Source organism: Aquicoccus sp. SU-CL01552 (genome assembly GCF_040365005.1).
Lineage (GTDB): Bacteria > Pseudomonadota > Alphaproteobacteria > Rhodobacterales > Rhodobacteraceae > Antarcticimicrobium.
Map to the genome: position 1 here is coordinate 185,164 of NZ_BAABWV010000001.1, position 13,853 is coordinate 199,016.

General features: G+C 66.0%; 14 protein-coding genes. 5 read left to right on the forward strand and 9 right to left on the reverse strand.

Annotated features, from left to right (window positions below; all coding sequences use genetic code 11):
* Positions 1 to 3 precede the first annotated feature (3 nt).
* From rpsI to ABWV23_RS00920, 3 genes are all read right to left on the reverse strand, one after another.
* Positions 4 to 489 (reverse strand): 30S ribosomal protein S9, encoded by a 486-nt coding sequence (gene rpsI, locus ABWV23_RS00910; protein WP_353343967.1) that lies wholly within the window; start codon positions 487 to 489, stop codon positions 4 to 6.
* A 5-nt stretch (positions 490 to 494) separates the two neighbouring features.
* Positions 495 to 953, reverse strand: a complete 459-nt coding sequence (gene rplM / locus ABWV23_RS00915; protein WP_353343969.1) for a 50S ribosomal protein L13 — start codon at positions 951 to 953, stop codon at positions 495 to 497.
* Between the two features lie 160 nt (positions 954 to 1,113).
* A complete protein-coding gene (locus tag ABWV23_RS00920) occupies positions 1,114 to 2,517 on the reverse strand; it encodes an aminotransferase-like domain-containing protein (protein ID WP_353343971.1) in 1,404 nt (467 codons plus the stop codon).
* A 95-nt stretch (positions 2,518 to 2,612) separates the two neighbouring features.
* Here ABWV23_RS00920 and ABWV23_RS00925 point away from each other — a divergent pair, with 95 nt between their 5' ends.
* Positions 2,613 to 2,831: a DUF1127 domain-containing protein gene (locus tag ABWV23_RS00925; protein ID WP_353343973.1), complete on the forward strand. Its 219-nt coding sequence runs from the start codon at positions 2,613 to 2,615 to the stop codon at positions 2,829 to 2,831.
* Positions 2,832 to 2,933: 102 nt separating this feature from the next.
* On the opposite strand, the gene ABWV23_RS00930 is transcribed toward ABWV23_RS00925, so the two are convergent.
* Entirely contained in the window at positions 2,934 to 3,926 is a 993-nt protein-coding gene (locus tag ABWV23_RS00930) for an SLAC1 anion channel family protein (protein ID WP_353343975.1), read from the reverse strand.
* Positions 3,927 to 4,145: 219 nt separating this feature from the next.
* Positions 4,146 to 4,565 (reverse strand): PaaI family thioesterase, encoded by a 420-nt coding sequence (locus ABWV23_RS00935; RefSeq protein WP_353343977.1) that lies wholly within the window; start codon positions 4,563 to 4,565, stop codon positions 4,146 to 4,148.
* Between the two features lie 58 nt (positions 4,566 to 4,623).
* Between ABWV23_RS00935 and ABWV23_RS00940 the strand changes: the two genes are divergently transcribed.
* The 3 genes from ABWV23_RS00940 to gluQRS all read left to right on the forward strand — a co-directional run bounded on the left by ABWV23_RS00940 (position 4,624) and on the right by gluQRS (position 7,905).
* Positions 4,624 to 5,409, forward strand: coding sequence for an enoyl-CoA hydratase (locus tag ABWV23_RS00940; RefSeq protein ID WP_353343979.1), 786 nt, complete (start codon positions 4,624 to 4,626; stop codon positions 5,407 to 5,409).
* A 304-nt stretch (positions 5,410 to 5,713) separates the two neighbouring features.
* Positions 5,714 to 7,060: a methylenetetrahydrofolate--tRNA-(uracil(54)-C(5))-methyltransferase (FADH(2)-oxidizing) TrmFO gene (gene trmFO / locus ABWV23_RS00945; RefSeq protein ID WP_353343981.1), complete on the forward strand. Its 1,347-nt coding sequence runs from the start codon at positions 5,714 to 5,716 to the stop codon at positions 7,058 to 7,060.
* A complete protein-coding gene (gene gluQRS, locus ABWV23_RS00950) occupies positions 7,057 to 7,905 on the forward strand; it encodes a tRNA glutamyl-Q(34) synthetase GluQRS (RefSeq protein ID WP_353344646.1) in 849 nt (282 codons plus the stop codon). Before trmFO ends, gluQRS begins: the two co-directional genes overlap by 4 nt.
* Positions 7,906 to 7,919: 14 nt before the next feature.
* Here the strand turns inward: gluQRS and hisI are convergent, their stop codons facing one another.
* Positions 7,920 to 8,282 (reverse strand): phosphoribosyl-AMP cyclohydrolase, encoded by a 363-nt coding sequence (gene hisI, locus ABWV23_RS00955; RefSeq protein ID WP_353343983.1) that lies wholly within the window; start codon positions 8,280 to 8,282, stop codon positions 7,920 to 7,922.
* A gap of 68 nt (positions 8,283 to 8,350) precedes the next feature.
* Between hisI and ABWV23_RS00960 the strand changes: the two genes are divergently transcribed.
* The gene (locus ABWV23_RS00960) at positions 8,351 to 8,803 is read left to right on the forward strand and encodes an iron-sulfur cluster assembly scaffold protein (protein ID WP_353343985.1); all 453 of its coding nucleotides are present in this window, start codon (positions 8,351 to 8,353) and stop codon (positions 8,801 to 8,803) included.
* A 264-nt stretch (positions 8,804 to 9,067) separates the two neighbouring features.
* On the opposite strand, the gene ABWV23_RS00965 is transcribed toward ABWV23_RS00960, so the two are convergent.
* The 3 genes from ABWV23_RS00965 to ligA form a co-directional block, all read right to left on the reverse strand.
* Positions 9,068 to 9,190 carry a hypothetical protein gene (locus ABWV23_RS00965; protein WP_353343987.1) on the reverse strand — a complete coding sequence of 41 codons (123 nt, stop codon included), beginning with the start codon at positions 9,188 to 9,190 and terminating at the stop codon, positions 9,068 to 9,070.
* Positions 9,191 to 9,454: 264 nt separating this feature from the next.
* On the reverse strand, positions 9,455 to 11,545 hold the full coding sequence (recG, locus tag ABWV23_RS00970; RefSeq protein ID WP_353343989.1) for an ATP-dependent DNA helicase RecG: 2,091 nt from the start codon (positions 11,543 to 11,545) through the stop codon (positions 9,455 to 9,457).
* Complete coding sequence (gene ligA, locus ABWV23_RS00975; RefSeq protein ID WP_353343991.1) at positions 11,542 to 13,797, reverse strand: NAD-dependent DNA ligase LigA; 2,256 nt, start codon at positions 13,795 to 13,797, stop codon at positions 11,542 to 11,544. The genes recG and ligA overlap by 4 nt, the downstream gene beginning before the upstream one ends.
* Positions 13,798 to 13,853 lie beyond the last annotated feature (56 nt).

Genomic DNA, 13,853 nt, shown 5'->3' on the forward strand with positions numbered 1-13,853 from the left:
CGATTAACGCTTGGAGAACTGGAAGCTCCGGCGCGCCTTGCGCTTACCGAATTTCTTGCGTTCCACCACGCGGCTGTCGCGGGTCAGGAAGCCGGCGGCCTTCAGCGCGGCGCGCAGGTTCGGGTCATACAGCTGCAGCGCCTTGGAGATGCCGTGCTTGACCGCACCGGCCTGACCGGAAAGGCCACCGCCCTTGACCGTCGCCATGACGTCGAACTGGTCCTCGACACCGGCCACGGTGAACGGTTGACGCAGGATCATCTGCAGCACCGGACGGGCAAAATAGGTTTTCATTTCCTTGCCGTTCACGACGACCTTGCCGGAGCCCGGCTTGATCCAGACGCGGGCGACCGCATCTTTCCGCTTGCCGGTGGCATAGGAGCGGCCGAGGTCGTCCCGCACGGGTTCGCGCGCGATGATTTCTTCGGCCACGGGTTCCACGCCTGCGACGGCGCTCAGCTCTTCGAGAGTGTTGATCTGATCAGCCATCTGTTTCAGCTCCGGGTGTTTTTCTTGTTCATGGATTTGACATCCAGAACTTCGGGGCTCTGGGCCTCATGCGGGTGTTCGGTCCCGGCATAGATGCGCAGGTTGGTCATCAGCTGGCGCGAAAGGCGGTTGCCCGGCAGCATGCGCTTGACGGCCTGCATCACCACGCGCTCGGGGTGGGCCCCCTCGAGGATCTGCTGCTTGGTGCGCGACTTGATGCCGCCCGGATGGCCGGTGTGCCAGTAAAAGTTTTCTTCACGCTTCTTGCCGGTCATCTGCACCTTGTCGGCATTGATGACGATGACATTGTCGCCCATGTCCATGTGCGGCGTGAAGGTTGCTTTGTGCTTTCCACGCAGGCGCGTGGCGATGATCGAGGCAAGACGACCCAGAACGACGCCCTCGGCGTCGATCAGGATCCATTTCTTGTCGATCTCTGCAGGGGTCGCAGAAAAGGTTTTCATCGGATCGGTCCCGTTTGTCGTGAACGGCGGGCCCAAACGGCACCGCCGGAATTCGATGGACGGGGTATAGGCAAGGCCACACCCCCAGTCAACGGCAAGTTACCTTAATTAAACACGTAAAAACATTGGTTTGTGATTATGGTATTATTTTACCCCATGCTCAGACGCTGATTTGTTCCGGCGGGTTGTCCAACAGCGCCCGCAACCGTCGCATCGCCTCCTCGAAGGTACCCAGCGGCACCTGGGCATTCACCGCGATCCGCACCGCATGGGGGGCGCGGCCATCGCGCAACGCGAACTCGTCCGCGGTTCGCACCTGTACGCCCTCGCGCTCGGCGGCGCGGGAAAACCCGGCGGCGCGCCAGCCCGGCGGCAACCGCAACCACAGGAATGGCACCGAGGCGCCCCAGGTCAGGTCGTATTTCCCGAGCACCGTCACCGCGACCCGGACGTACTCGTCCATGCGCGCCCGCACCCGGCCCGCCATCTCGCGCGTGGCCGGGTCGCTGAGCAACAACCTGGCCAGTTCGGCAAGCGGCTGCGACAGCCCGAAATAGCCATACTCCGACACCCGGCGCAGGTCCGCGCCCCGATCCAGCGGCGCCAGGGCGAACCCGATGCGCAGCGCCGGGGTAAACGACTTGGACAGGGACGACACGTGCCAGGTGATGTCGGGCGCCAGCGCGCGCAGCGACGGCCCCCGCGCCTCTCCGAAGCTGTAGCAATCATCGTCGACGATCTGCAGATCGTGCTGCCGCGCGACCTCAACCAGCGCCTTGCGCCGCTCCAGCGGCATATGCGCGCCGGTCGGATTCTGCACCTCGGGCGACAGGCAGACCAGTTGCGCCGGCGATTTCCGCGCGGCTTGCTCCAGCGCTTCGGGCAGCATGCCATGTTCGTCCATCGCAACACCGACCACCGTGGCGCGCATCAGCTCGGCGGCGCGACGGAACCCGGCATAGGACAGATCCTCCACCAGGACCGCCGGTTGCGGTCCGCGCAGGATCGTCTGGAACACCACGCAAAGCCCGTTCTGCCCGCCATGGGTGAGAACCACGTCGTGCTGATCCACCGGCCCCAGCGACAGGTCCGACATCCAGTTCACCACCGCCTCGCGCACCGGGCGGTAGGCATCGCGGGTGGGATAGTTCAGGAACAGCGCCGGATCGGCATCGGCGACCTTGCGCAAGGCGGCGCGAATCGCCTGGACCTGGCCGACGTCGGGCAGGCGCGGACTGAACAGGCTGACGCTGCCGGGATCCTTGGCCACCAGTTTGGATTCCTGGCGCGCCCAGACGTCGTCCTGGATAGGCGTAAGCCGTTCCGCAACGAATGTGCCGCGCCCCACCTCGGCCTGCAGCACGCCGTCGTCGGTCAGGATCTTGTAGGCCCGCGCCACGGTTCCTGGTGTGATTTCAAGCTGATAGGCCAGTTCGCGCACCGGCGGAAGTTTCTCGCCCGGCGCCAGATCACCGGCCTCGACAGCCGTGCGAATGCGGTCGGCAACGGCTTTGTATTTTGGTTTTTTGGTGTCGGAAAGCGTGGCGGCCAGTATTGTATTCATTACAATCTTTCCTTTGACGGTACATCCCTGTTTATTGTATCAACAGTTGTATCGAGAACACGCAACTGTATCAATACAATTCAAAAGGTGCCCAAATGTCACGCGTTCTGCACAACGGTTATCCCGCCCCCCTCGCCCCCGGCCGCGGCCGGGTCGCACGCGGTATCCGTCTGGCGAGCGTGCTGGGCACTTGGGTCATGCGCCGTCGTACGCGCACCCGGCTGAGCGAGCTGGATGCCCACATTCTCGCCGATATCGGCGTCACGACCGCCCAGGCCCACAAGGAGGCCAAGCGCCCCTTCTGGGACGCCTGACCCCACGGTTTTCCCCCCGTCCGGTAACGGACCTCTTCCTCGCCGGGGCTCTGCCCCGGCGTTTTTTTTAGCTTGCACCCAATTCGGAACCCTGTCCTAGCCCTATTCGGGCTGGCAGATCTCATTCCGGGCAATCGCCAGCACGGTTCGCAAAATCAGGCCGGCGATGATTACAACCAGGGTGAACAGGCCAATCAGGCCAATCACCTCGTACGCGCCCGAGCCGGTCAGCCGGGCATAGAGGAAAGAGGCGATCGTCAGAGCCGCCACCGGAAAGGACAGCGCCCACCAACTCAACGCAAAGGGCAGCTTGAGCAGTTTCGGCACCTGCACCAGGATCAGCGCGGCAAAGACATAGGTGGTGTTCATCAGCACGTGCCCGAAGGGATCAAGCGTTCCAACCAGTTGAATATACGAGATGAAACCGACCGCAGGCGGGGCGATCAGGATCAGCAGCGTCGGGAACAGCCGCGCCGGGATCGGGTTGTGAAACACCAGCCGGTTCATCACCAGCGTCAGCAGCACGATCCAGAGCACCAGCCCGCCGGAAAAGAACAGCCACGAGATCTCGGGGTAGCCCAGCCGCACGCCCGCGACCGGCACGATGATGTTGCCGACCGCGGGAATGAACCACGCGGGCGTCAGGTGCCCGACCTCGAACGACCGGTGGCTGATCCAGCCCGAGAGAACCGACACCGTCAGGATCCCCTGCGCGATGGTTGCCACCACCCAGAGCGCATGGGCCGCCTGCGGAAAGCTCGCGTAGCAGGCGACCGACATCAGCAAGAGCGAGATCGACATCGCCGGAAAGAACGCCAGCCGGACCGGATGGTTCCATTCCCACACCACCGCGCCGGGGTGGTGCAGGATCTTGGCGACGTAAAAGATCGCGATGAGGACGAAGACGGCAATCCCGAAGAACAGCGCGATGTTTACCAGGGGTTCGACCCAAGGCAGAACCTCCTGCGCGCTGTGCAGCGCCAGCACCAGCCCCATCAGCCCCATCACGATGGCGAAAAAGGTGATCGGAAAATGCGCCAAACGGTGAAAATCGGAGTTCTCCGGCGCTTGGCCGGGCGCGGTTGCATCGCTCATTTCATGTCCTCATGTGATCCTTGCGCCACCATGGGCGGCGCAGCGACGGAAAACCTTGATACAAATCAAACCTGCACATGAGGCGCACCTTTTATTGATGTCGGCGGGCGCCCCAGCTGCCGGCACATTGTACCAATACAAGTTTTGGGGAGTTTCCCGCCTGTTTCGTACAATCCGATGGGCGCCTTGCCCCGGTTTCGTACAATCCGCCCCCGCCGCTCAGCGCGGCGGGATCGAATAGGTCAGGCTTGCCCGCGCCACCGGCTTGTCGCTGCCTTCCGAGGCCATCAGAACATCGCCCACCGCAAGGACGCGGCCGAGTTTCAGCAACCGACACTGCGCGATCAGGTCGCGGCCGGACTCGGGCTTGCGCATGAAATCCATCGAGCAATTGGTGGTCACCGCCAGCGCCTTTTTCCCCACCCGCGCCAGCACCATCGCATAGACCGAAACGTCGGCCAGCGCGAACATCGACGGTCCCGACACCGTGCCGCCAGGGCGCAGGTGCCGCTCATCGGTCAGCAACCGCATGGTGATCGTGTCCGCGGTCAGGTCATCAACGGCGAAATCGTCGCGGATTTGCGGAAAGATTTCCGCCAGGTAATCGGTCAGCTCTTCCTTGTTCAGGACCAGAGACATGCTTTTCCTCCCTCGTTGTTGGTCCTAGAGTTGCCGCAACATCCGATGGGAGGACAAGATGGCAATTCTGGAACGTAACGACACGGGCGCGGTGGCGCATCTGCACATGAACGCACCGGAGCGGATCAACGCGTTGTCGGACGGGATGATCGCGGCACTGCAGGATCAGTTCGATGCACTGAAGGAGGACGGCAGCATTCGCGCGGTGATCCTGTCGGGGGCGGGCAAGGCATTTTGCGCCGGGCATGACCTCAAGGAGATGACGGCGGGTCGCCAGGCCGAAGATGGCGGCAAGGCCTATTTCAAGGACCTGTTCGAACGCTGTTCGAAAATGATGCTGTCGATCCAGTCGTTGCCGCAACCGGTGATCGCGCAGGTGCACGGGATCGCCACCGCCGCCGGCTGCCAACTGGTGGCAAGCTGTGACATGGCAGTGGCGGCGCAGGGCACGCGGTTCGGCGTGAACGGGGTGAACATCGGGCTGTTCTGCTCGACCCCGATGGTCGCGCTGACGCGCAATGTCCCCCGCAAGCACGCCTTCGAGATGTTGAGCACCGGCGAGTTCATCGAAGCCGAGCGCGCCCGTGAGCTGGGGCTGATCAACCGGGCGGTCGCGCCCGAGGATCTGGAGGCGGAAACCGCCGCGCTGGCGGCAAAGCTGGCCGACAAGCTGGGCGCGGCGGTGCGGATCGGAAAGCAGGCGTTTTACGAGCAGGCGCAGATGTCGATCAGTGACGCCTATGCATATGCCGGATCGGTGATGGTGGAGAACATGCTGTATCGTGACACCGAGGAGGGGATCTCGGCCTTTCTCGACAAGCGCACGCCGGAGTGGACCCAGTAACCACGTCAACAATCGTTTCTGAAACCCAAAACATTGTTTCCAAACCTCGGCTTCTCTTGATGGCAAGACTGTGGCACATCTGTGGTGACGGCCCGTCTCGGGCTGCCGCCGAAGGAGGGTCCCTCCACGCCCGGTTCTCTCGCCGGTCGGTTCCCTTTTTGCAGCGGCTCCGAGACGTGGCCTTGTCTCTCCTTATGATCCATGCGCGGTTGACGGTCTGTCGTTTGATGGTCTGTCGCTTGGCAGTCCGTCGTTTGACAGTCTGGCGTTGCACCGCGCCCGCCGCTGCCCTATCTGGCAGCGCATGAGCGAGACATTACACATCGTGGGCGGCGGCATGGCCGGGTCCGAGGCCGCCTGGCAGGCGGCAGAGGCTGGCATCGACGTGGTGATCCACGAGATGCGCCCCAAGGTCGAAACCTTTGCCCACCGCACCGGCATGCTGGCCGAGATGGTCTGTTCCAACTCGTTCCGGTCCGACGACAGCGAACAGAATGCGGTCGGGCTGCTGCATTGGGAAATGCGCGCGGCGAACGGGCTGATCATGGCGACGGCGGACGCGCACCGGCTGCCCGCCGGCGGTGCGCTGGCGGTGGACCGCGATCCCTTTGCCGAGGCGGTGACGGCGCGGCTGACGGCGCATCCGCGCATCTCGGTCAGCCACGAGGAAATCGACAGCCTGCCCGACCAGGGGCGCTGGATCATCGCCACCGGGCCGCTGACCTCGGCAGGCTTGGGACAGGCAATCCGGGCCGAGACCGGGGCCGAGGCGCTGGCGTTCTTCGACGCGATCGCGCCGATCGTCTATGCCGAGAGCATCGACATGTCCAAGGCGTGGATGCAGTCGCGTTATGACAAGGGCGAAACCGAGGAAGAGCGCACCGCTTACCTCAACTGCCCGATGGACAAGGACCAGTACGAGGCCTTTATCGACGCGCTGCTGGCCGCCGACAAGACCGAGTTCCATGAAGGCGAGACGGCCGGGTACTTCGACGGCTGCCTGCCGATCGAGGTGATGGCCGAGCGCGGCCGCGAAACCCTGCGCCACGGGCCGATGAAACCCGTTGGGCTGACCAACCCGCACCAGCCCGACATCAAGGCCCATGCGGTGGTGCAGCTGCGCCGCGACAACAAGCTGGGCACGCTGTTCAACATCGTCGGGTTCCAGACCAAGATGAAATACGGCGCCCAGACCGAGGTGTTGCGGATGATCCCGGGGCTGGAACAGGCGCGGTTCGCGCGGCTGGGGGGCATTCACCGCAACACCTTCCTCAACTCCCCGACCCTGCTGGATGCGCAGATGCGGCTGAAGTCGCGGCCCAACATCCGTTTTGCCGGGCAGATCACCGGCGTCGAGGGCTATGTCGAAAGCGCGGCGATGGGGCTCTTGGCGGGCCGATTGGCGGCGGCAGAGATCCAGGGGCGAGACTTGGTGGCGCCGCCGGGCACCACGGCGACCGGCGCGCTGATCACCCATATCACCGGCGGGGCCGAGGCCAAGACGTTCCAGCCGATGAACGTGAACTTCGGCCTGTTTCCCCCGGTCGAGGGTCTCAAGGGCGGGCGGCGCGGGCGCAAGGACCGCTACAAGGCCTATACCGACCGGGCCAAGGCCGAATGGCAGCTCTGGCTGGATGCCGCGAACGGGTGAGCTTTACCACCCGGTTCGCCCCCTCGCCCACCGGGCCGCTGCACCTGGGCCATGCCTTTTCGGCTATGCTGGCCCATGACATGGCGCGGGCGGCGCGGGGGCAGTTCCTGCTGCGCATCGAGGACATCGACCAGAGCCGCGCCCGCCCGGAGTGGGAGGCGCAGATTTACGACGACCTGCATTGGCTGGGGCTGCGCTGGCCCGACCCGGTGATGCGCCAGTCGGACCGCCTGCCGCGGTATCGCACTGCGCTGGAGCGGCTGGCGGCGCTTGGCCTGACCTATCCCTGCCGTTGCCGGAGGGGCGATATCGAGGCCGCCGCCGGTGCCCCGCAGGAGGGGGTGCCACAATTCGGCCCTGATGGGCGGATTTATCCCGGCACCTGCCGCGCCCGCCCGATGGCCGAGACCGGGCCGGAGGACGTGATCCGGCTGAACATGGAAAAGGCCACGGCGGGCCTGCCGCCGCTGGCGTTCACCGAAACCGGGCCGGATCACGACGGCCTGCAGCGGCTGGACCGTCGCCAGTTGATCGAGGCGGTGGGCGATATCGTGCTGGTGCGGCGGCACATGGGAAGCTCGTACCACCTGTCGGTGGTGGTGGATGATGCCGACCAGGGGATCACCCACGTGGTGCGCGGGCGCGACCTGTTCGAGGCGACGCAGATCCACGTGCTGTTGCAGCACCTGCTGGACCTGCCGACGCCGGTCTATCACCATCACCGGCTGATCCGCGACGCGTCGGGCAAGCGGCTGGCCAAGCGGGACGATGCGCGGGCGATCGCGAAATATCGCGCCGAGGGGGTCACACCGAAGGAGATTCGGCAGATGGTCGGGCTGGGCTGAGCCGGGCGCCGACCTCAGCCCTCCATCGGTTTCATCAGCTCGACCTCTTCACCCTCGCGCACCGCGGTGTAGAAACAGCTGCGGCGGTTGGTGTGGCAGGCCGGGCCGATCTGGTCGACCAGCACAAGCAGGCAGTCGCGATCGCAATCGACGCGGAAATCGACGAGGGTCTGCACGTGACCCGAGGTTTCGCCCTTGACCCAATAGGCCTGGCGCGAGCGCGACCAATAGGTCACCCGCCGGGTCTCCAGCGTGCGGGTGACCGCGGCGGCGTTCATCCAGGCCATCATCAGCACCTCGCCGGTTTCCGAATCCTGGGCGATGGCGGGTATCAACCCGTCGGCGTTGTAGGTGAGCGTGGCAGGATCGAAGGACATGGGCGGAAAACCTTTTGCATCGCGGAACCGGCCCCCTATGTATGGGGAACACGTTACGAGGGAAACCCATGTCCGGCGACACCGACCTGATCAAGCTCTACTCGGCCCGCATCCTGGCGTTGGCCGCCGATATCCCGCACCTGGGCCGGCTGGACAGCCCCGACGCCACGGTCAAGAAACGCTCGCCGCTGTGCGGATCGACCGTGACCGTGGACGTGAAGGTCGAAGACGGAAAGATTTCCGATTTCGGTCAGGATGTGAAGGCCTGTGCCCTGGGCCAGGCCTCGGCCTCGGTGGTGGGTGCCGGGATCATCGGCGCGACACGGGCGCAGGTGGAACAGGCGCGCGACCAACTCAAGGCGATGCTGAAGCAGGATGGCCCGGCCCCCGAGGCGCCCTTTGATGGGCTGGAGGTGCTGCGCCCCGCGCGCGAGTACAAGAATCGCCATGCCTCGATCCTGCTGGCGCTGGAGGCCACCGCCGAGGCGATGGAACAGGCCGAACAGGTCAATTGCGCCTGACCCGGGCGGGCGCCCTGCCCCTGTATCCCTGCACCTGTGACACCTGAGCGGCGCGACGCGCACCCCTGACACGAAAAAAACCGCCGCACCTCCGGGACAGGAGGGCGGCGGCAGTCAAATGCGTCTCGTGAGGCGTCCGTTTGGCATGGGGCCCGTTGGGCACGGGCCGGACAGGGATCGGTTGAGGCAGGTCACCCTAGAGCATCGAACAGTGGGACAGAGATGCAGAGCCGTCCGGCACGAGAACGCAGGCAGAAACGGGTGTCAGACCAGACCGGGCAGGTGCAGCGCCCCCAGCAACATCGCCATCAAGGCCGCAGCCCCCAGCGCATCCTGCAAGAGCGTCTTGCGGCTGGTCGACAGGGTCGTCTTGATCTGGGTCAGCATGGGGTCACCTCCAAGTTTGTCAGGCGGTTGATGTTCCGTGTTGCCCTTTTGTTCTCATATTTCCCTACGCCCTGTAAAGAACTTTTTGAGAACATTTGCGAACTTTTGAGAACACGAAAGCCAAGCGACTGATATGACGTGACTTTTCGTGAGGCTTTTTGTTCCCCCTTTGTGCGCCCGAAGCTCGGCTTGTGAGGAGGCCTTCCCCGGGGCTCCGCCCGTTCGCGGCTGAAAGGCTCCACTGGAGCCTTTCCAAGACGCCGCTCACCCCACCGTGATCCAGCGGATCGCGCGGTCCTGTCGCATCAGCCAGAGCAGCACGCGGGTCGCACGGCCGCGGTCCCCCTGCAACTCGGGGTCAACCTCCAGAAGCGCGCGGGCGTCGTTCTGCGCCACCGCCATCAGCGCGGTCTGACGTTCCAGATCGGCGATGAGGAACCGGGGGACCCCCGACTGCGCGGTGCCGATCAGGTCGCCGGCGCCGCGCATCTGCAGATCCACCTCGGAAATGCGGAACCCGTCCTCGGTCTCGCGCAGAAGCTCCAACCGCCGCCGCCCGGTCTCGCCCAACGGCGGGCGGTACATCAGCAGGCAGGTGCTCTGCGCCGCGCCACGCCCCACCCGGCCGCGCAACTGGTGCAACTGCGCCAAGCCAAAGGTCTCGGCGCGCTCGATCACCATGATGGTGGCGTTGGGCACGTTCACCCCCACCTCGATCACCGTGGTGGCGACCAGAACCTGGGTCTCTCCCGCCTGGAAGGCGGTCATCGCGGCGTCTTTCTGGTCATTCGGCATCTGGCCATGGACCAGCCCCACCACCCCCTCGCCCAGCACCGCGCGCAGGTGCTTGAAGCGTTCCTCGGCGGCGGTCAGGTCGGAAAGCTCGGATTCGTCCACCAGCGGGCAGACCCAATAGCATTGCCGCCCCTCGGCGATGGCCCCGCGCAGGTGGTCGATCACCTCGCCCATCCGCTCGGTGCTGATCACGGCGGTGCGGATCGGCTTGCGCCCCGGGGGTTTCTCATCCAGCACCGAGACATCCATGTCGCCGTATTGCGCCAGCGACAGGCTGCGCGGGATCGGTGTCGCGGTCATCACCAGCATGTCGGCCGCCACGCCCTTTTCCGCCAGTTCCATCCGCTGTTTCACGCCGAACCGGTGCTGCTCGTCGACGATGGCAAGGCGCAGGTCGTGAAACGCGACATCGGCCTGGAACACCGCGTGGGTGCCGACCAGCACCTGGATGTCGCCGCGCGCCAGCGCCGCCAGCTTGGCCTGCCTCTCGCGCCCCTTGTCGCGCCCGGTGAGAAGTTCCAGCACCACGCCGGCCTCTTCCGCCATCGGCTGCAACGCCTCGAGGTGCTGACGGGCGAGGATCTCGGTCGGGGCCATCATCACCCCCTGCCCGCCCGCCTCGACCGCGATCAGCAGCGCGAGGAAGGCAACCAGCGTCTTGCCCGCGCCGACGTCCCCCTGGAGCAGCCGGTTCATCCGCTCCGGCGCGGCCATGTCGGCGGCAATCTCCTCCAGCGCGCGGTGCTGCGCGCCGGTGGGCGCATAGGGCAGCGAGGCCAGCACCTTTTGCCTCAGGTCGCCACTGCCGCGGCTGGCAATGCCGCGCGCCTTGCGCTCGCGCCGCCGGGCCAGCGCCAGCGTCACCTGGTGGGCGAAGAATTCGTCATAGGCCAGCCGGACGCGCGCCGGGGCATCGGGGCTGATGTCGTCCATCCCCATGGGCGCATGGGCGGTGCGGATCGCATCGGCCCAGCCGGGCAGTTCCTGCGCCGCGACATAGGCCGGGTCGATCCACTCGGCCAGCTCGGGCACGCGGGTCAGCGCCCCCTGCACCGCCTTGTACATCACCTTCTGGCTCACGCCCTGGGTCAGGTGATAGACCGGCTCGAAATCGGGGATCTCGCCGGCCTCCTCGACCGGCAGCACGTGGTCGGGGTGGACCATCTGGGCGATGCCGTCGAACAGCTCCAACTTGCCCGAGACGACCCGCTTCTCCCCCTCGGGCAACAGCCGCTTGAGGTAGTCGCCGCGCGCGTGAAAAAAGACCAGCTGGAACTCCTCCTGCGCGTCACTGACATGCACGCGGTAGGCACCGCCGCGGTTGCGGGGGGCGCGGTGCATGCCCACCGTGACCTCGACGGTGAGCGTGCCGGGGATCTCGGCGCCGCGGATGGTGTCGCGCCGGCGCCGGTCGACCACCGCGAATGGCAAGGAAAACAGCAGGTCGCGCGGGGCCTCGATCTCCAGCTGCGCCATCAGCTTGGCGGTCTTGGGGCCGACCCCCTCGAGCGTTTCGAGGTCGGCGAACAGCGGGAACAGCGCCTCGGGCCGGCCGGTCATGCCGCCCCGATCAGTTCGAGCCAGCCGTCCTCGTCGATGGTCTCGATCCCGAGCTCGGCGGCCTTGGCGGCCTTGGACCCGGCGCCGGGACCGGCAACTAGGAGGTCGGTCTTCTTGCTGACCGAGCCCGAGACCTTGGCCCCCAGCGCCTCGGCCCGCGCCTTGGCCTCGGCGCGGGTCATCTTTTCAAGCGAGCCGGTGAAGACCACGGTCTTGCCCGCCACCGGGCTGTCGGCGGTGTCGGGCGCCTCGACCGGCTGAATGTCGAGCTGCGCGACCAGACGGTCGATCGAGGCCCGTTCGGCGGGCTGGGCAAAGGCGGTGACAAGGGCCACGGCGACCGTGGTCCCGATGCCATCGACACCGACCAGATCCTCCCACGCCGCGCGGGCCCCGGCGGGCAGCGGCGGGTCCTCGGCCCAAATGGCGGCGCGGGTGTCGGTGACGCGGGCACGGCGCCCCTCTTTTGCGGCCGCAGCGCGTTCGGCCAGCACGGCGGCCTCGGCCTTCAGGTGCCGTTCCATCGCCGGGCGCGCGGCATCGAGGGAGGCGATCATCGCCGGCCAGCGGGTATAGTGGCGGGCCAGGTCGGCGGCCCCCACCTCGCCCACGTGGCGGATGCCAAGCGCAAAGATCACGCGGTTGAGCGGGATGGTCCGGCGCTCGTCGATGGCGGCAAAGAGATTCTGCGCCGATTTCTCGCCCCAGCCTTCGCGGTTCTTCAGCTGCTGCATGCCGCTGCCGTAACGGTCACGCAGGGCGAAGATATCGACCGGTTCGGCGATCCAGCCGTCGGCATGGAACTGTTCCACCTGTTTCGCGCCCAGCCCCTCGATGTCGAAGGCGGCGCGCGAAACGAAGTGTTTCAGCTTTTCAACTGCCTGCGCGGGGCAGATCAGTCCGCCGGTGCAGCGGCGCACCGAATCCCCCTCTTCACGGATCGCGTCCGAGCCGCATTCGGGGCATTTGCGCGGGAAAATGTACGGTTCCGCCCCCTCCGGCCGCTTGGAAAGGTCCACGTCGGCGACCTTGGGGATCACGTCGCCGGCGCGATAGACCTGCACCCAGTCGCCGATGCGGATATCCTTGCCGTCGCGGATCGGGGCGCCGGAGGAATCGCGCCCGGCGATGTAATCCTCGTTGTGCAGCGTGGCGTTGGAGACCACCACGCCGCCCACCGTCACCGGGGTCAGACGCGCCACCGGGGACAGTGCGCCGGTGCGCCCGACCTGGATGTCGATCGCCTCGAGCCGGGTCCAGGCGGTTTCGGCGGGGAACTTGTGGGCAATTGCCCAGCGGGGCGTGGTGGAGCGAAACCCCAGCCGCGCCTGCAACGCCAGATCGTCGACCTTGTAGACCACGCCGTCGATGTCATAGCCCAGCGTGGCGCGCTGTTCCTCGATCACGCGGTAATGGGCCAGCAACTCCTCCGGCCCCTTGCACAGCCGGGTCAGATCGTTGGTGGAGAACCCCAGCGCCTTGAGCCGGGCAATCGCGCCCATCTGGGTCTCGGCCAGCGGCTCTGACAGCGCGCCCCAGCCATAGGCAAAGAACCGCAGCGGGCGCGACCGGGTGATCTCGGCATCCAGTTGCCGCAGTGACCCGGCGGCGGCGTTGCGCGGGTTGGCAAAGCTCTTGCCACCGCGCGCGGCCTGACGCGCGTTCAGGGCGGCGAAATCGGCGTGGCTCATGTAGACCTCGCCGCGCACCTCGAGCAGATCCGGCGCGTCGGTCAGCCGTTGCGGGATATCCTCGATGGTCAGCGCGTTGGCGGTCACGTTCTCGCCCACAGCGCCATCGCCGCGGGTGGCGGCCTGCACCAGTTCGCCCTGTTCATAGCGCAGCGACAGCGACAGCCCGTCGATCTTGGGCTCGGCGGTATAGGCGACGGTCCCCGGCCCCATCCCGAGGTACTTGCGCACGCTGGTGTCGAAGGCCGAGACGTCCTCGGGGGCAAAGGCATTGCCCAGCGACATCATCCGCTGGGCATGGGTGACCTTGGCGAACCCCTCGGCGGGCCGGGCCCCGACCCGGTCGGAGGGGCTGTCGGCGCGTTTCAACTCGGGAAAGCGGGCCTCGATCGCGGCATTGCGGCGTTTCAGCCGGTCATAGGCCGCGTCCGACATCACCGGCGCGTCCTCGGTGTGATAGGCCGCGTCGGCCCCGGCCAGCAGGTCGGCCAGCCGCGCCAGTTCTGTCCGTGCGGCGTCCTCGTCCAGTCGCTCTATGTCGATTTCGGTGTCGTCAGTCACAGCCGCGCGCGCCCCACAGTTGATCCCGGGTGTCTTTCCGGTCCCGTGATACGGTG